This is a genomic window from Paraburkholderia sp. JPY465 (assembly GCF_050436725.1).
Taxonomy (GTDB): domain Bacteria; phylum Pseudomonadota; class Gammaproteobacteria; order Burkholderiales; family Burkholderiaceae; genus Paraburkholderia; species Paraburkholderia youngii.
In genome coordinates this window covers 900,265-917,040 of the sequence record NZ_JBNDMT010000003.1, presented here as the reverse complement: position 1 = coordinate 917,040, position 16,776 = coordinate 900,265, and the positions used below count along the sequence as shown (strand labels likewise).

The following is a 16,776-nucleotide window of genomic DNA, read 5'->3' as shown; positions in this document are numbered from 1 at the left end:
GAGACAGCGCGCTACGCGCGATAGAGCTTGAAATCGACCTGCTCGGGCCGCCCTTCGATCGATAGCGACGCGCGCGCGGCCGGCGCGCGGCTCACCACCCTGCCCCGGCTCACCACCGCGAGCCGCGCGGCGCGCAGACGGATCGCCTCGATCTCGTCGCGCGCATCGAGCACGACGAGATTGGCCGCGCAACCGGGCGCGATGCCGTAGTCTTCCAGACCGAGAATGCGCGCCGCGTTCACGGTCACCGCGTCGAAACAGGCGCGCATGCCGTCGACGCTGGTCATCTGCGCGACATGCAGGCCCATCTGCGCGACTTCCAGCATGTCGGCCGAGCCCAGGCTGTACCACGGGTCCATCACGCAGTCGTGACCGAATGCGACCGTGATGCCCGCGGCCAGCATCTCCGGCACCCGCGTCATGCCGCGCCGTTTCGGGTAGGTGTCGCTGCGGCCTTGCAGCGTGATGTTGATCAGCGGATTGGCGATCGCCGCGACGCCCGACTCGCGCATCAGCGGCAACAGCTTGCTCACGTAGTAGTTGTCCATCGAATGCATCGACGTCAGGTGCGAACCGGTGACGCGTCCGTGCAGGCCGAGCCGATGCGTTTCGGCCGCGAGCGTTTCGATGTGACGCGACAGCGGATCGTCCGATTCGTCGCAATGCATGTCGACGCGCAGACCCTGCCCAGCCGCGTACTCGCACAGCATGCGCACCGACTGCGCGCCGTCGGCCATCGTGCGCTCGAAATGCGGAATGCCGCCGACCACGTCGACGCCCATGCCGATCGCGCGCTTAAGGTTGTCGAACGCGCCGGCGCTGCGCAGCAGACCGTCCTGCGGAAACGCGACCAGCTGCAGATCGAGATACGGCGCGACGCGGCGCTTCACTTCGAGCAACGCTTCGACCGCGAGCAGACGCGGATCGCACACGTCGACGTGGCTGCGGATCGCGAGCAGGCCGCGCGCGACGGCCCAATCGCAATACTGCATCGCGCGTTCGATCAACGCTTGCTGCGTGAGCTCGGGCTTCAACTCGCCCCATAGCGCGATGCCTTCGAGCAGCGTGCCCGACGCATTCACGCGCGGCAAACCGTACGACAGCGTCGCGTCCATATGGAAATGCGGATCGACGAACGGCGGCGTGACGAGCGAACCGGCCGCGTCGATTTCGTCGCGCGCGCTCGCGGCCAGGTTCGGCTCGAGCGCGACGATGCGACCCGCGGCAATGCCGATGTCGACTGGGGACGGCTGCTGCGTGAACTGCTGGGCGGCACTGCGCGGCAGCGTCGCGCGGCGGATGATCAGATCCATGTTCGCTCCGGTTGATCGCGTTTGGACTCGCTACGATTCTATCGACGCCAGAATAATGCGCGCGCCGATGCGTACCGGCGTACAGGCCGCAATCCGTACCGGCTCGATGCGATGCGACGCGCCTATACTCGCCGTTTCGGCCATGCATTGACGGAGCGTACAGATGAAAACGATCGGCGTGATCGGCGGAATGAGCTGGGAGTCGTCAAGCGAGTATTACCGGCTGCTGAATCGCCATGCGAAGGCGCGGCTCGGCGGCCATCACAACGCACGCAGTCTGCTGCTGACCGTCGATTTCGCGTCGATCGAGGCGAACCAGCGCGCCGGCGACTGGCACGCGCTCGGCGAACAGATGGCCGGCGCCGCGCGCCAGCTCGAACGCGGCGGCGCCGATCTCGTGATTCTTGCGACGAACACGATGCATCGCGTGTACGAATCGATCGAGCAGGCCATCACGGTGCCGTTCCTGCACATCGCCGATCCGACCGGCGCGGCGTTGCGCGCGGCGGGCGTCGAGCGCGTTGGTCTGCTCGGCACGCGCTACACGATGGAGCAGACGTTCTACACGGGCCGGCTGCGCGAGCGCTATGGACTCGACACGCTCGTGCCTGATGACGACGAACGCGCGGACGTGCACCGCATCATTTACGACGAGCTATGCCACGGTAATGTGGACGACGCGTCGCGCGAGGTCTATCAACGCGTGATCGAACATCTGGCCGCGCGTGGCGCGCAGGCGGTGATACTCGGGTGCACTGAAATCACGCTGCTGATCAAGCCGGAAGATTCGGTGCTGCCTGTGTTCGATACCACCGCGTTACATGCGCAGGCCGCGGTGGAGTGGGCGATCGGGGCGTGATGATGGGTTAGAGGCTTCGATCGAGCGCGAATCATGTTGCGCCAGTTCACGCGCGCGCAGCATATGCAGCGAGCGGCACAAAGCAAAATGAAGCGCTGAAAGTCAAAAAGCCCGCATGGCTTGCGCGATGCGGGCTTTCAACAAAGCTTGGTTGCGGGGGTAGGATTTGAACCTACGACCTTCGGGTTATGAGCCCGACGAGCTGCCAGACTGCTCCACCCCGCGTCAGAGAAAAAAGATTATATAAGCTTGCTAGCAAAACGTCAAACTTAAGCGCGGAACATTTCTCGAACGACGTCGTCGCCATGAAACCCGAGCCTCGATGAACACACATGAGCTTGCGCCGTAAGCGCAAGACACGCGAGCCAGCCTCGCATTCCACGCGAGACGCGACGCACCCAGCAAGTAGAATGTCGCCGACTTTGACCGGCGAGGCCCCCGCTATAATCGCCTTGCTCTCATCACGCACGCATCGGATATTTTCGTGAAAATCGCCACCTGGAACGTCAACTCCCTCAAAGTCCGCCAGCAGCACGTCATCGACTGGCTCGCGAGCAGCGGCACCGACGTGCTGTGCCTGCAGGAACTGAAGCTCCCCGACGAAAAGTTTCCGCGCGCCGAACTCGAGGCGGTCGGCTATCGAAGCTGGTACGCGGGTCAGAAAACCTATAACGGTGTCGGCATTCTGGTGCGCGAAGGATTGAACGTCGACGAAACCAGCATCGTGCGCAACATCCCCGGTTTCGAGGATCCGCAGCAGCGCGTGATCGCGGCGACCATCGACGGCGTGCGCATCATCTCCGCGTACTTCCCCAACGGTCAGGCACCCGGCACCGACAAGTTCGCATACAAGCTGCGCTGGCTCGACGCGCTGCACGACTGGCTGGCAGCCGAGATGACACTGCATCCGAAGCTCGCGCTGCTCGGCGACTACAACATCGCACCCGAAGATCGCGATGTGCACGACCCCAAGGCATGGGAAGGTCAGAATCTGGTGTCACCCGAAGAGCGCGCGGCGTTCGTGCGGCTGATCGGCCTCGGTCTGCTCGACGCGTTCCGCCAGTTCGAGCAGCAGGAAAAGATCTATTCGTGGTGGGACTACCGGATGATGGCGTTCCGTCGCAACGCGGGGCTGCGCATCGATCACATCCTGCTGTCGAAGGCGCTGTCCGACATCTGCAAGGCGTGCGACATCGACAAGGTGCCGCGCAAATGGGATCAGCCGTCGGATCACGCGCCGGTGTTCGCGCAGCTCGGTTGATCCGGAACACAGCCACGAAGCGAGGCAGTGCGGCCTCGCTTTCCTGGCGCTTCAAGCGCCGCCCAGCACACCCCACAAGAACTCGAACACCATCGCATCATGCTCGGCCTGCTCCAGCTCATCGGAGCCGCCGTGTCCGCCTTCCGTATTCTCCCGGTACCACACGTTCTGCGCGCCCAGCGCCTGCATGCGCGCCGCCATCTTGCGCGCGTGGCCGGGATGCACGCGATCGTCGGCGGTCGACGTCATGAATAGCACCGGCGGATACGCGACGCCCGCCGCGAGGTTGTGATACGGCGAATACGCGGCGAGCGCGCGCGCTTCATCGGGTTCGTCCGGGTCGCCGTACTCGTCGATCCACGACGCTCCCGCGTGCAGGAGGTGATAGCGGCTCATATCGAGCAACGGCACCTCGCACACGACCGCGCCGAATAGCTCCGGCCGCTGCACCATGCAGGCGGCCACCAGCAGACCGCCGTTGCTGCCGCCCTGAATGCCGAGCTTCGCGGCGCTCGTCACGCCGCTCGCGATCAGCGCTTCGGCGACCGCGATGAAATCATCGAACGCGCGCTGGCGATGTTCTCCCTGCGCCGCCGTGTGCCAGCGCGTGCCGAACTCGCCACCGCCGCGGATATGCGCGACCACGTACACGCCGCCGCGTTCGAGCCAGCCGATACCCTGCCCCGTCAAATAGCTCGGCAGCAGCGGAATCGCGAAACCACCGTAGCCGCTCAGCAGACACGGACGCGTCGGTTGTCGATCGCCCAGCGATGACGATGCTTCCTTCGGCCCAACCACCGTGTACGGTATGCGCGTGCCATCGGCCGATACCGCATGTCCACGCGTCACGGCAACGCTCGTCGCGTCGAACTGCGTCGGCCAACGGTCGAGCAACTCCCATTCGCCGGGCTCGTCGCGCGCGAGATCGGAGAGCCAGTAGGCGGGCGGTTGCAGATAATCGTCGGTGTCGACGAACACTTCGTCGTTAAGCGTCGACTCGACCGGCGACACGTCCACTTGCGCATCGCCGCGCGACGCGAACACGCGCTCGCGCCAGTGCCACGTGCCGTCCTCGCGTTGCGACAGCGTCCAGATCAGCGTCTTGCCGCGTACGTCGTCGAGGTACGACACGATCAGATGATGGCGCGTATGCGACCACTCGCAGGCCGAGGTCAGCGGCGTCGGCGTGAAAAGCGGCGTCACGTCGCGCTCGCCGCGCAAAAACGCGTCCTCGCGAATCGCGAGCAGCGCGCCGCCAGGATAGCGCGCGCGATTGCCGTCCCACTCGCAGTCCCAGTCGAGCCGTAGCTCGAGCAGCAGCCAGCCCTGCCACGCCCCCACCGCGACATGCGACGGCACTTCATAACGATGCCAGGCATCGCTGGCATGGTCGAGGTAATAGGTGTGCGAATCGAAAAAGTCGACGCTGCTCGTCACCGTATGCCGGCGATCGACCGGATCGTAATTCGCCTCCACGCCGATGTCGTCAAACTCGCCGCGAAACACGATCGGCGCGTCGGCGAGCGCGGTGCCGCGGGTCCAGCGCCGCACGTCGCGTGGATAACCGGAACGCGTCAGCGTCTTGCGCCCGTTGTCCCAGCCGACGTACAGCGTATCGCGATCGATCCACGACACCGTGTGCTTGCCCGCCTTCGCAATCGCGAAACCATCATCGACGAAACGCCCCGCGTCGAGATCGAACTCGCGCACGACGAGCGCGTCCGAGCCGCCCGGCGACATCGTGATCAGCGCGCGGTCGCCGTCCGGATAAAGGATGTCGAGATCGACGCACACCCACGGCGTGCCTTCGGCCGCGCCGAGCGCGTCGAAGTCGAGCAGGTTCTGCCAGACCGGCGCGCCGGCGCGCCATGCGGTCCACGCGGTGCGTCGCCAGATGCCGCGCGGATTGCTCGCGTCCTGCCACAGATCGTAGGCCCAGTCCTTCCAGCGATCCGGAATCACCGGACGCTCGCGCGGCAGATACGCATCAGCGAGCCGGCGTCTGAGCGCGTCGAACGACGCGCCGCTGCACCACGCCGCGCGGGTGCGCGCATTTTGCGCGTCGACCCATGCGAGTGCGTCGGTGTCGTACAGCTCTTCGAGCGACAGGAAAGGATCGGGGGAAAGCGGCCACTCGAACGGGGCGGGAGAAGCGGGAGAAGCTGGCATCGTTAGCTGTCGGATCGGAACAGCGTTGATTATGCCTCGTGCACGGTAGTTGCCGGTTTGCCGCGACGCGCGCTGCAAAAACGACGAAGGCGGCCGGAGCCGCCCTCGCCTGCGATGCAGGATCGCTGAATACGACCGCATCAAGGCTCGAGATTGAGCTCCTGAATCTTGCGCGTAATCGTATTGCGCCCGATACCGAGCCGCTCGGCAGCCTCGACCTTGCGGCCGCGCGTGAAGTCGAGCGCCTCTCGGATCACGGCCGCTTCGAAGCGGCGCGCGAGTTCGTCCATCACGTCGGCCGCGTTCTCTCGCAGCATGCGCGCGACCTCGGTGCGCAAGCCGCCTTCCCATGCGCTCAGCGCGGTGGCGACCGACGCACCGACCGGATGGACGAGCGTGCTGGCGTTCGCGCCAGCGAGCGGCGCACCGACCGTGAATCCCCCATTGGTCGCGACGGCGCCATCCGTCGTCGCACCCGCGGCGGCGCCCGCACCGGGCTCGCTCCCGCCGCCGTGCGCGGGACCGAGATCGGGCGGCAGATCCTTGATCTCGATCGTCTGCGCGGGCGCCATCACCGTGAGCCAGTTCGCGAGATTCTCGAGTTGTCGCACGTTGCCCGGAAACGGCAGCGACGCCAGATACGCGAGCGCCTCGTCGGACACGCGCTTCGGTTCGACGCCGAGATCGCGCGCGCTCTTCTGCAGGAAATGCCGCGTCAACAGAGGAATGTCCTCGCTGCGCTCGCGCAATGCGGGCAAGCGCAAGCGGATCACGTTCAAACGGTGGTACAAGTCCTCGCGAAACAAACCCTGCCGCACGCGCGCTTCGAGGTTCTGGTGCGTCGCCGCGATCACGCGCACATTGGCGCGCAGCGGATTGTGGCCGCCGACGCGATAGAACTGTCCGTCCGACAGCACGCGCAACAGGCGCGTCTGCAGATCGAACGGCATGTCGCCGATTTCGTCCAGAAACAGCGTGCCGTTCTCGGCCTGCTCGAAGCGCCCCTGGCGCATCGCCTGCGCGCCGGTGAACGCCCCGCGCTCATGACCGAACAGCTCGGACTCCAGCAGATCCTTCGGAATCGCGGCCGTGTTCAACGCGATGAATGGGCCGTTCGCGCGTGGGCTATGTCGGTGCAGCGCACGCGCGACCAGTTCCTTCCCGGTGCCTGATTCGCCGGTAATGAGCACGGTGGCCGCCGAATGCGACAGGCGACCGATCGCGCGAAACATGTCCTGCATCGCGGGTGCCTGGCCGAGCATCTCGGGCGCTTCGGCGACGCGTTCGTCCCATGTCTGCTCGCCGCGCATGCTTTCGTCGACCGCGCGGCGAATCAGCTCGACGGCCTTGTCGATGTCGAACGGCTTCGCCAGATACTCGAACGCACCGCCCTGGAATGTGGCGACCGCGCTATCGAGATCCGAGAACGCGGTCATGATGATGACCGGCAAGCCCGGCACCTTGTCGCGGACGGTTTGCAGCAACTCGAGCCCGGAGCCGCCGGGCATGCGGATATCGGAGACCAGCACCTGCGGGCTGTCGTGATCGAGCGCGGCCGACGCTTCGCGCACGTTCGCGAAGCTGCGCGTCGCGAAGTTCTCGCGCGCCAGCGCTTTCTCGAGCACCCAGCGAATTGATTGATCGTCGTCTACTATCCAGATCGGCTTCATATAGTTCGGTCAGAAGTCTTGAGGTGCTTGTGGTAGCTAGAGGTCGAGCGGCAGCAGAATCTGAAACTCGGTATGGCCCGGCCGGCTGTCCACCTCGATCAGACCTTCGTGCTGCTGCACGAAGGTCTGCGCAAGCGTTAGACCGAGACCGCTGCCATCCTCGCGCCCCGATACGAGCGGATAGAAAATGCGGTCGCGAATCTCTTCGGGAATGCCTGGGCCGTTGTCGACGATATGCAAGTCCAATGCCAGCTTGCACAGGCGTTTTGAAATCGTGACCTTGCGCGCGATGCGCGTGCGCAACTCGATGCGCGCATCGCCCTGCGAGATCCGTTCGCGCAATGCCTCGGCCGCGTTGCGCACGATGTTCAGCAGCGCCTGGATCAGCTGCTCCTTGTCGCCGCGCAGATCCGGCACGCTGACGTCGTAGTCGCGCTCGATCGTCAGGCCGCGCGGAAATTCCGCGAGAATCACCTGACGCACGCGCTCGCACACCTCGTGAATATTCACGTCGCCGACGATATGCGGATGACGGTGCGGTTCGAGCAGGCGGTCGACCAGCGTCTGCAGGCGGTCCGATTCCTTGATGATGACCTGGGTGTACTCGCGCAACTCGTCGCGCTGACGCTCGCCGAGTTCGAATTCGAGCAACTGCGCGGCGCCGCGAATACCGCCGAGCGGATTCTTGATTTCGTGCGCGAGATTGCGGATCAGATGCTTGTTGACGGCCGTCAGGTCGTTGATGCGCTCTTCGCGGTCGGTGCGCAGATGCCGCTCGTTCTCGAACAGTTCGAGCAACACGTAGTCCTGCGCGCTTTCCAGAAAGCCGACGATCGCATGCACGTGCAGCGGCTCGTGGCCGGGACGCTCGAGCACGGCGTCCAGATGCGTCGCGTGAAAACGGTGTGCGGCGATCGCGGTGATCGTCGCGACCAGTTCGTCCGCATTCGAGAAGATGTCCGGCCACGCCATCTGCGTGAGTTGCTTGCGCGACATCTCCAGCATCGATTCCGCCGACGGATTCGCGAACGCGACGCGCAGCGTGCGCTTCTCGAGCACCAGCACGACGGTCGGCAACGCCTCGAAGCCTGGCAGCAAGCCAGAACTCACGAGCTGCACGTCATCCGACAGCGTCTGTTCGTGTCCTTTCCTTGCCTTGATCAGATTCTTGAGAACCATCTTGCAGTGTGGCCGGTAGGAGATGGTGGTAATTCAGGAGTGCGGGCTGTTGGTGATTCGTCGAATTGCATGTCGCCCGCGCGCGGCCGGCCGTGCGTACGGTCTAACGAAAAAGGGACGGCGCCGCCGTCCCTTCGTGACCGATCGCGAGCGTCGGGCAAAGCGCTTCGCCGCGTGAAGGGCGAAGCGCCATCGCCGCTTACAGCGAGTAGTACATTTCGAATTCGATTGGGTGCACCGACTGACGATAGCGTTGCAGCTCGCCCGTCTTCAGTTCGATGTACGCGTCGAGCATCGAATCCGTGAACACGCCACCGCGCGTCAGGAACTCGCGGTCCGCGTCGAGTGCGTCGAGAGCCTGGTCGAGGCCGGCGCACACGGTCGGGATCTTTGCATCCTCTTCCGGCGGCAGGTCGTACAGGTTCTTGTCAGCGGCTTCACCCGGGTGAATCTTGTTCTGCACGCCGTCCAGACCCGCCATCATCAGCGCGGAGAAGCACAGGTACGGATTCGCCAGCGGATCCGGGAAGCGCGTTTCGATACGGCGGCCCTTCGGGTTCGACACGTGCGGAATACGGATCGATGCCGAGCGGTTGCGAGCCGAGTAAGCCAGCTTGACCGGCGCTTCGAAGTGCGGCACGAGACGCTTGTACGAGTTCGTACCCGGGTTCGTGATCGCGTTCAGCGCGCGAGCGTGCTTGATGATGCCGCCGATGTAGAACAGCGCGAATTCCGACAGACCTGCGTAACCATTGCCTGCGAACAGGTTCTGGCCGTCCTTCCAGATCGACTGGTGAACGTGCATGCCCGAGCCGTTATCGCCGACGACCGGCTTCGGCATGAACGTCGCCGTTTTGCCATACGTGTGCGCGACGTTGTGGATGATGTACTTCATCTGCTGCAGCCAGTCCGCGCGCTGCACGAGCGTCGAGAACTTGGTGCCGATTTCGTTCTGGCCCTGACCCGCCACTTCGTGGTGGTGCACTTCGACCGGAATGCCGATCTGTTCGAGCAGCAGACACATTTCCGAGCGGATGTCCTGGAACGTGTCGACCGGCGCGACCGGGAAGTAGCCGCCCTTGGTGCCCGGACGGTGGCCGGTGTTGCCGCCTTCGAATTCCTTCGCCGACGACCACGGCGCTTCTTCCGAACCGATCTTGATGAAGCAGCCCGACTGGTCCGTGTTCCACTGGACCGAGTCGAAAATGAAGAATTCCGGCTCCGGACCGAAGTACGCGGTGTCCCCGAGGCCCGAGCTCTTCAGGTACGCTTCGGCGCGCTTCGCGAGCGAGCGCGGGTCGCGCTCATAGCCCTTGCCGTCAGCCGGTTCGACGACGTCGCAGGTCAGCACGAGGGTCGATTCTTCGAAGAACGGGTCGATGAACGCCGTGTTCGCGTCCGGGACCAGCAACATGTCCGATGCTTCGATGCCCTTCCAGCCGGCAATCGACGAACCGTCAAACGCATGGCCGCTTTCGAACTTGTCTTCATCGAATGCCGACACCGGCACCGAAACGTGTTGCTCTTTGCCGCGCGTGTCGGTGAAGCGGAAGTCGACAAACTTGACGTCTTCGTCTTTGACGAGTTGAACGACGTCGGCCACGGATTTACTCATAACCTATCTCCTGATTAACAATTTCGGCGGATTTCTGCCGCCGCCCAATCTAGCTGACCCGTCCCGGAACGTCCACCTATACGGCGTCGCAGGCGGAAAATTCTGCGGGACAAATCGATCGGCACCAATAAAGCAGATAGCGTGCCATCTTTCAGCCCAGTATGAGCCAATGCGGCGCACATCGTTACTGCGCTTGCGTTTGCGGGCTACGCGCGGAGCGCGAGCGGCGTCACGAAGCAATGCCTGAGCATCCTCACGCACCAATTTCGTGCATTCACAGGTTTGGAAATCGCGTTATCTTCCATTTTGGTGCATTCGAACGAAAGTGCACCATATTTGCGCATCAAGTTTGGGGCGGCGCCCGCCGATGGCCCGACGACGCCCAGTCTACACACGTCTGCGCGGTGCCTGCCGCGCGCTAGAATGATCATTTGGTCCGAAGGAGATTGACGCTCATGAGCACGCTCGAACAGCTTTACGCGAAGGCGGACGCCCGTCGCGCCGAGAACCAACTGCCCTACGCGGGCGCGGTATCGCCGGCCGAGGCGTTCGAACTGCTGGAACTCGATCCGCGCACGCGTCTCGTCGACGTGCGTACCCGCGCCGAACTCGACTGGGTCGGCCGGCCGGTGATCGGCGATGGTCAATACGCGCACGTCGAATGGACGCGCTATCCGGGTGCAGTGCCCAATCAGGAGTTCATGCAACAACTCGCGCAGGTCGCCTCGCCCGACACGCCGGTGCTGTTCCTGTGCCGCAGCGCCGCGCGCTCGAAGCTCGCCGCGATCGCCGCGACCAAGGCCGGCTTCACGAAGGCGTACGACCTGCTGGAAGGCTTCGAAGGCGACAAGGACGGCCAGGGGCATCGGAAGACGGTGTCGGGATGGTGTTTTCGCGGCTTGCCGTGGATCGGCGCCTGATGGCGAGGCGACGCACTGCCCTCACATGCGCAAGCCCCGTCGCGCGAGGCTGAGGCAGGCTAATCGCAAAGGGGACGCGCCGACCACGTATTGATTGCATCGTCGGCGCGGGTTGTGACACTGCGATGTCGCGGCTCGCGCCAATCCTCCTGCGCGAACCGCTGCCATCCGCTCAGTTTCGCGGCTTGCCCGTGGCGGCTGCCGCCGCTGCCGCGACTTCCGGCTCGACGATATCGCCACCGAGCAGATGCACCCCTTCGCGCAGCTTCACGAACGCGGCGGCGACGGCCTCCGGCTCACCCTTCACACCGAGATCGATGTGATGCCGCGCATACACACCGCCGCGCTCCGCATCCCCGACGCTCGGCAGGCTGAACACCCGCACGCCCGGAAAATCGCGCTCGATTTTCTCCATCAGCGGCGTCACGCGCGACTCCGGCAGCTCGAACACCAGCAGCGACTTTTCAGCGTGCGGCGTGGTGTGATGCAGATGCGCGTACTGCGTGTCGAGCACCCACTCGATCATCGGCCAGGCCATCACCGGGAAACCCGGCACGAAATGGTGCTGGCGGATCGAGAAGCCCGGAATCTTGTTGTAGCCGTTCGGAATGATGTCGGCGCCTTGCGGGTACGTGCCCATGTTCAGGCGATGCCGGTTCTCGGGCGAGTTCAGATCGAGCGGCGTCGTTGAAGTCGCCGGATACATGTCGCGAATGCGCTCCTGGATCAGCTTCGCGGCCTCCGGATGCAGTTCGAGCGGCACGCCGAGCGCGGCCGCCGCGCACTGGCGCGTGTGGTCGTCAGGTGTCGCGCCGATGCCGCCCGTCGAGAAAACGATGTCGCCCGACGCGAATGTCCGACGCAGCGTCGCCGTGATGCGCTCCGGATCGTCGCCGATGTACTCCGCCCAGCCGAGCGACAGCCCGCGCGCGCGGAGCAATTCGATGACCTTCGGTAGATGCTTGTCGACGCGCCTGCCCGACAGGATTTCATCGCCGATGATGATGACGCCAAATGCCATTGCCGCCTCTTTCGTTTGATCAATAGGGAACCGGCGCGACCTCGCGCGCGCCGCCAGACGCTTCCGCCCGCATACGCTGCAGCGCGCGCAGGCAGTAGTTGCCGAACCATAGCGCCGAGAACACGAGGATGAACGCGTAAATCCAGATCGTCACCGTGGTGATGACCGGGAACAGCACGATCAGCCATACCGACGACGCCCACAGCAGTGTCGGCAGCGAACCTAGCAGGCCGCTCACGACCCCGATCAGCAGCAGCGGCAACCGGTGGCGCCGCACGAGTTCGCGCCGCTCATCGCGTGTCGCATGCAACGCGAGCGCGTCGTATGTCATCACCCGATATGTGAGCCAGCCCCACAGCAGCGGCGGAATCAGCGCGAAGAACGGCGGTACGAGCCACAGCGGCAACGTGACGATCAACAGCACGAGACACAGCAGCGTGGTCCAGAGCGCCTGACCGAGGCTACCGTACCATGTTCCGCCGCGGCGTATCTCAAGCCCGGCGAACTGGCGCGCCGCGAGAAAGCGGATCACGGCCGGCATCGACAGCATGGCGATCAGCAGCAGCACGGTGACGACGATCAACGGGATCGCCATTGCAATCACGATGAACGGCGCGATGACCGCGTGCAGCGTCGAAAAACCGAGCACGTCGAACAGATGATAAAGCGTGGCGGTGAAAGACCAGTCGTCGAGCCAGATGCGGGTCGCGCCGGTCAGCGTCTGCCAGAAGAACCACAGGAGTAAGCCCCAACCGACCGTCGCAACGATAAACGGTTTGAAGGTCAGCCAGAGCATGCGCGGATGCAACGCGCTTGCGAGTGCACGCCCAAACGAGCGCAACAGATCATTCATGCGAGCCAATGCCTGCGAACGAAACGATGGACAGGAAAAACGCGCCGCGCGCCGGCCTGGCATGCTGGGGCACCGGAGGTGCGCACGAACGTGCACAGCATAAACCAACGGACCCGCCGCCGGCGGAAGTGGGCGTTGCGGCGCAGTGCGTGCTCGAGAGGATCCGCAATGAGCTCGGAATGAACTCTGAATGGACTCAAACGGCAGCGGTGTCGTTGCCGGTTGCACGGCGCTTCGATGCGAGGCGATGCGCGATGCGCACGAAGGCGAACCAGTGCTGCGCCCAGAAGCCGTCGCCATAGCGCCGGCCTTCGAGCTGATCGCTGATACCGGTCGGCTCCATGTCGCGGCTCCACGACGCGCTGCGGAACAGCATGTCCCACCAAGGGAACAGCACGCCGAAATTGCAGCCGTACTTGAGCCCTTCATGACCTAAGCCGATCGCATGATGACGGCGATGGAATGCCGGACTAACGAGCAGCCGCTCGCCGAGCCAGCCGTAATACAGGCGGATGTTCGCGTGCTGCACGCTTTGCGCAAGGTTCGTGATCGCGACCAGCACGACGAACTGCGACGGCGGAACACCGATCGCGAGCGAGATCACCGCGAAGAACGACGCCTGCAGCAAATCGTCGAGCAGATGATTACGATCGTCGGACCACAGCGACATCTGCCGCTGACTATGGTGTACCGCATGCAGTTCCCACCACACGCCGAAGCGGTGCTGCCCGCGGTGATACCAGTAGCCGGCGAAATCGAGCACGAGCAGATACATGACGAATGTGACGAGCGGCTGCGTGGTCACGCCAGGCCACAGGTTGTCGAAGTTCAGGTTCGCGATGCCGTGAAGCCTGAGCCAGCCTTGCACGTTGTCAAAAAATGGCTGCAGTGCGAAGAAAAAGAACAGGTTCAGAATGCCGAGCTTGGCGATCCACGTGTACAGCACGTCGACGCGCACTGCCTTGCGGTTCTCCCATTGCTCGACCGGGCGCAGCGCCTCGAGCGGACGCAGGATCGCGTACATCGCGAGCACCTCGAGCACACCGACGATGACCCAGTACAGGCTATCGTAGGTGTCCTCGTCGTAGTCCATCAGATTGAACCGGAACAGCAGCGGCTGTACCACGTCGACGTACAGCCACGTCTGGGTGGCTGAAACGAAGCTGTCGAGTGTGGAGAAAATCAGATGGAACATGATCCTGGCCTGTTACTTCATCCTTGATGGCTCGTGGCGCCCGGGCTCTGCTGCGTTGCCGTCACGCACACCGTGAAATCCCTCAAGCACCGTTCGGCGCCGTGACCGGCGCGCGGTTGAAGAAATAGATGCCATGCGGCGAGCGGCCCACCGCAATCGTCTGGATCAGCTTGCGCGTGTTGAGATCGATGATGCCAATGTGCTTCGCGAAGCGGAAGGTCACCCACAGATAGCGCTTGTCGGCGGAAAGTTCCATGTCGTCCGGTCCCGGCATCAGGCCGGTGATGTCGCCGACGTTGGTGAGCGTGTCTTCGTCGATGATGCTGATCGTGCTAGCCACGCGGTTCGACACCGCGACATGCTTGCCGTCGGCGAGCGAGCGGAAGTTGTGGGCGCCCTTGCCCGTGTGAATCGTCTTGACGATCTTCTGGTTGCGCCAATCCACGACGGCGACGTAGTCCTCGCCGGTCATGCCGACGAGCAGGTACTTTTCGCCCGGCGTCATCCACAGGCCCGCGGGCACCTTGCCGACCTTCATCTTCCATTTGACGGTTTGCGTGGACAGGTCGATGGCGGCGAGTTCGCCCGAGATCTGCAGCGAAACGAACACCGTCTTGCTGTCATTCGTGAACGCCATATGGCTCGGCATCACCGCGAGCGGCAGCCGTGAAGCCAGCGTCATCTGGTTTTTCTGGTTGTCGTAGTGGTAGATGTCGAGGCGGTCGAGCCGCAGGCCCGTAGTGACGAGCCACTTGCGATCCGGCGAGAAACCGATCTGATAGGGATCTTCGATGTTCTCGACCCAGCGCTGCAACTGCCCGGTTTTCGGATCGACGAACATCAGGTTGTTCGACACCGAATTGGCGACGATCAGCGAGGAATTGTCCGGTGTGACCATCAGGTGATGCGGTTCCTTGCCCGTGGGCACGGTGCCGATGACCTGGCGGCTGCTCTCGTCGATCAGGCTCAGCGTGGCCTCACCGGAATTGAGCACGATCACGTTGTTGGCGTGCGCCGCCGGAGAAAAAAGGCCTGCGGCGGCGACCAGCACCGCGGTTGCGGCGAACGTGGCAGTCAAGCCGGGAAGAAGAAATTTACGCATGAAAACTCGCTTCGGAGAACAACGGTCATTGTAGAACGTTTGCCGGTCCCAGCGGTTGACGTAAGTCACCGGGCGGCGCGCGAAAAATGACGGAAGCGATGAAGTGCGGCCGCGCGCCGGAGAGTTCGTCTGACACGTCCCGTTCGATGCTCGCGCCGCGGGTTTTCGAGTAATGAATCAATGTGCTCTCCTTGTCAGAATCAATCATGCATCGGCCACACGCTAATATCGCCTAAAGCAATAACCAAAACAATAGGAATATTCCATTTTTTCTCGCGAATAAAAATCTACCTGTATTAATATATTTTTTAGCCCAATTGAATTTCGGAGTTCGCTGATATCTGAGTTCCGCGGGGACATCAGAGAATTCTTCTTACGCGTGGCCCCCAGTGCCTCACCCATGAAAGCCGTGCGTGGAACGCGGGGACGACGCGCGCCCGCCAAAGGACGCAAGCCCTTTTTATTTTCGAGATTTTCAACTTACGTGAGCAATAACGTCACGCCAATCCCGAATTACGCACTACACGCCACAAACTACAATTATGCGGAGGGTTTTAAATTGATAAACAAGGACATTTCGATAATTGGCCGTACCACATCTCAAAGAAAAGTCGCAGCGCCGCAAACTGCCTGCCTGCAAACACATCGTGCTTCCGCGCGCCAGCCAACCATCGCCCGGGCAGTTCGACGTACTGCGGGTGTTGCCATAGCGGCGGCCGTTTACGTCACGGAAGCGAACGGCGCCGGCGTCGATTCGGTCGAGCTAGGCACGGCCAGCGCGCCCGGCGACGCCGCTGCCGCAATAGGCGCACAGGCCATCGCGAGCGGCAACTCATCGCTGGCGATCGGCTCGCAGGCGAACGCGCAAAACGACTGCGCGCTCGCGGTAGGGGCAGGCGCCACGGCACAGGGCGACAGCGCAGTCGCCATGGGTCTCTCCTCTTCGGCACAAGGGGAAGGCGCCAGCGCCTTTGGGCCCTATGCGAATGCGCAGGCGGAACGCGCGACCGCGGTCGGTCTGAACACGTCGGCGCTCGGCCTCGACTCGGTCGCAGTGCCTGACCAACGTCGCCGCGGGCGCTGCGCGCACTGACGCGGTCAACGTGAGCCAGTTGAGCGCGGTCGGCAACAAGGTCGATGCACTCGCTGAAAGCAGCGCGCTGCATTACCTCAGCGCTGCCGACCCGGCCGACGGCTCCAACGACGCGCTCGCAGAAGGCACGCACACGCTCGCCGCGGGCAGCAACGCTAGCCCCATGGGCGCCAACGCAAGCGCATTCGGCACGAGCGCCAGCGCGAGCGCAACCGACCCGACCGCGATCGGCGCGGGCGCGGTCGCCGGCACTGCCGGCGCGACCTCGCTGGGCGCGTCAGCGTCGGCCTACGGCTCCGGGGCCACGGCGCTCGGGGCCAGCGCGACGGCAAACGGCGACGGCACCCTCGCGCTCGGCTCCGCCAGCGCAGCCGCCGACAACGCACCTTCGCTCGGCTATCACTCGAGCGCGCTAGCCGCAAACTCCGTCGCGCTCGGTCAGGGCTCGATTGCCGATCGCGCGGGGACCGTATCGGTCGGGCAACGAGCGCCAGATCACCAACGTCGCGGCTGGCACCGCTGACTC

The 16,776-nt window shown here is 63.7% G+C and carries 15 protein-coding genes and 1 tRNA gene; 5 read left to right on the top strand and 11 right to left on the bottom strand.

The annotated features are described in order from the left end of the window. Positions 1-11: 11 nt before the first annotated feature. Positions 12-1,313: an amidohydrolase family protein gene (locus QFZ94_RS18835; RefSeq protein ID WP_429458749.1), complete on the bottom strand. Its 1,302-nt coding sequence runs from the start codon at positions 1,311-1,313 to the stop codon at positions 12-14. Positions 1,314-1,476: 163 nt separating this feature from the next. Between QFZ94_RS18835 and QFZ94_RS18830 the strand changes: the two genes are divergently transcribed. After that, a complete protein-coding gene (locus QFZ94_RS18830; protein WP_429458747.1) occupies positions 1,477-2,172 on the top strand; it encodes an aspartate/glutamate racemase family protein in 696 nt (231 codons plus the stop codon). Positions 2,173-2,320: 148 nt separating this feature from the next. Here QFZ94_RS18830 and QFZ94_RS18825 read toward each other — a convergent pair. Further along, positions 2,321-2,397, bottom strand: a tRNA-Met gene (locus QFZ94_RS18825). Between the two features lie 259 nt (positions 2,398-2,656). On the opposite strand from QFZ94_RS18825, the gene xth reads away from it, so the two are divergent. Next, the gene (gene xth / locus QFZ94_RS18820; protein WP_429458745.1) at positions 2,657-3,433 is read left to right on the top strand and encodes an exodeoxyribonuclease III; all 777 of its coding nucleotides are present in this window, start codon (positions 2,657-2,659) and stop codon (positions 3,431-3,433) included. Between the two features lie 51 nt (positions 3,434-3,484). Here xth and QFZ94_RS18815 read toward each other — a convergent pair whose 3' ends face one another. From QFZ94_RS18815 to glnA, 4 genes are all read right to left on the bottom strand, one after another. Beyond that, positions 3,485-5,602 carry a prolyl oligopeptidase family serine peptidase gene (locus QFZ94_RS18815; RefSeq protein WP_429458743.1) on the bottom strand — a complete coding sequence of 706 codons (2,118 nt, stop codon included), beginning with the start codon at positions 5,600-5,602 and terminating at the stop codon, positions 3,485-3,487. A 140-nt stretch (positions 5,603-5,742) separates the two neighbouring features. Continuing rightward, positions 5,743-7,272, bottom strand: a complete 1,530-nt coding sequence (gene ntrC, locus QFZ94_RS18810; RefSeq protein ID WP_429458741.1) for a nitrogen regulation protein NR(I) — start codon at positions 7,270-7,272, stop codon at positions 5,743-5,745. Between the two features lie 36 nt (positions 7,273-7,308). After that, positions 7,309-8,451 (bottom strand): nitrogen regulation protein NR(II), encoded by a 1,143-nt coding sequence (glnL, locus tag QFZ94_RS18805; protein ID WP_018435399.1) that lies wholly within the window; start codon positions 8,449-8,451, stop codon positions 7,309-7,311. Positions 8,452-8,650: 199 nt separating this feature from the next. Next, positions 8,651-10,066 carry a type I glutamate--ammonia ligase gene (glnA, locus tag QFZ94_RS18800; RefSeq protein WP_368586743.1) on the bottom strand — a complete coding sequence of 472 codons (1,416 nt, stop codon included), beginning with the start codon at positions 10,064-10,066 and terminating at the stop codon, positions 8,651-8,653. A gap of 455 nt (positions 10,067-10,521) precedes the next feature. Here glnA and QFZ94_RS18795 point away from each other — a divergent pair, with 455 nt between their 5' ends. Further along, on the top strand, positions 10,522-10,986 hold the full coding sequence (locus tag QFZ94_RS18795) for a rhodanese-like domain-containing protein (RefSeq protein ID WP_368586742.1): 465 nt from the start codon (positions 10,522-10,524) through the stop codon (positions 10,984-10,986). A 172-nt stretch (positions 10,987-11,158) separates the two neighbouring features. Here QFZ94_RS18795 and QFZ94_RS18790 read toward each other — a convergent pair whose 3' ends face one another. From QFZ94_RS18790 to QFZ94_RS18770, 5 genes are all read right to left on the bottom strand, one after another. After that, entirely contained in the window at positions 11,159-12,007 is an 849-nt protein-coding gene (locus QFZ94_RS18790) for a competence/damage-inducible protein A (RefSeq protein WP_429458738.1), read from the bottom strand. 19 nt (positions 12,008-12,026) lie between these two features. Further along, positions 12,027-12,860 carry an EI24 domain-containing protein gene (locus QFZ94_RS18785; protein WP_368586740.1) on the bottom strand — a complete coding sequence of 278 codons (834 nt, stop codon included), beginning with the start codon at positions 12,858-12,860 and terminating at the stop codon, positions 12,027-12,029. Between the two features lie 196 nt (positions 12,861-13,056). Continuing rightward, positions 13,057-14,055, bottom strand: coding sequence for a sterol desaturase family protein (locus tag QFZ94_RS18780; RefSeq protein ID WP_368586739.1), 999 nt, complete (start codon positions 14,053-14,055; stop codon positions 13,057-13,059). An 82-nt stretch (positions 14,056-14,137) separates the two neighbouring features. Beyond that, positions 14,138-15,157, bottom strand: coding sequence for a beta-propeller fold lactonase family protein (locus QFZ94_RS18775; RefSeq protein ID WP_429458735.1), 1,020 nt, complete (start codon positions 15,155-15,157; stop codon positions 14,138-14,140). A 25-nt stretch (positions 15,158-15,182) separates the two neighbouring features. Then, a complete protein-coding gene (locus tag QFZ94_RS18770) occupies positions 15,183-15,338 on the bottom strand; it encodes a hypothetical protein (RefSeq protein WP_429458733.1) in 156 nt (51 codons plus the stop codon). A 219-nt stretch (positions 15,339-15,557) separates the two neighbouring features. Between QFZ94_RS18770 and QFZ94_RS18765 the strand changes: the two genes are divergently transcribed. Then, positions 15,558-16,250, top strand: coding sequence for a hypothetical protein (locus QFZ94_RS18765; protein ID WP_429458731.1), 693 nt, complete (start codon positions 15,558-15,560; stop codon positions 16,248-16,250). A 10-nt stretch (positions 16,251-16,260) separates the two neighbouring features. After that, positions 16,261-16,773, top strand: coding sequence for a hypothetical protein (locus tag QFZ94_RS18760; RefSeq protein ID WP_429458729.1), 513 nt, complete (start codon positions 16,261-16,263; stop codon positions 16,771-16,773). Positions 16,774-16,776 lie beyond the last annotated feature (3 nt).

Bases quoted from the DNA above. Each gene is read 5' to 3' on its own strand.
- QFZ94_RS18795 (WP_368586742.1), top strand. From the start codon at position 10,522: ATGAGCACGCTCGAACAGCTTTACGCGAAGGCGGACGCCCGTCGCGCC.
- QFZ94_RS18765 (WP_429458731.1), top strand. From the start codon at position 15,558: ATGAAAGCCGTGCGTGGAACGCGGGGACGACGCGCGCCCGCCAAAGGA.
- QFZ94_RS18790 (WP_429458738.1), bottom strand. From the start codon at position 12,007: ATGGCATTTGGCGTCATCATCATCGGCGATGAAATCCTGTCGGGCAGG.
- QFZ94_RS18780 (WP_368586739.1), bottom strand. From the start codon at position 14,055: ATGTTCCATCTGATTTTCTCCACACTCGACAGCTTCGTTTCAGCCACC.
- QFZ94_RS18785 (WP_368586740.1), bottom strand. From the start codon at position 12,860: ATGAATGATCTGTTGCGCTCGTTTGGGCGTGCACTCGCAAGCGCGTTG.
- QFZ94_RS18815 (WP_429458743.1), bottom strand. From the start codon at position 5,602: ATGCCAGCTTCTCCCGCTTCTCCCGCCCCGTTCGAGTGGCCGCTTTCC.
- glnL (WP_018435399.1), bottom strand. From the start codon at position 8,451: ATGGTTCTCAAGAATCTGATCAAGGCAAGGAAAGGACACGAACAGACG.
- QFZ94_RS18835 (WP_429458749.1), bottom strand. From the start codon at position 1,313: ATGGATCTGATCATCCGCCGCGCGACGCTGCCGCGCAGTGCCGCCCAG.
- QFZ94_RS18775 (WP_429458735.1), bottom strand. From the start codon at position 15,157: ATGCGTAAATTTCTTCTTCCCGGCTTGACTGCCACGTTCGCCGCAACC.
- glnA (WP_368586743.1), bottom strand. From the start codon at position 10,066: ATGAGTAAATCCGTGGCCGACGTCGTTCAACTCGTCAAAGACGAAGAC.
- ntrC (WP_429458741.1), bottom strand. From the start codon at position 7,272: ATGAAGCCGATCTGGATAGTAGACGACGATCAATCAATTCGCTGGGTG.
- QFZ94_RS18830 (WP_429458747.1), top strand. From the start codon at position 1,477: ATGAAAACGATCGGCGTGATCGGCGGAATGAGCTGGGAGTCGTCAAGC.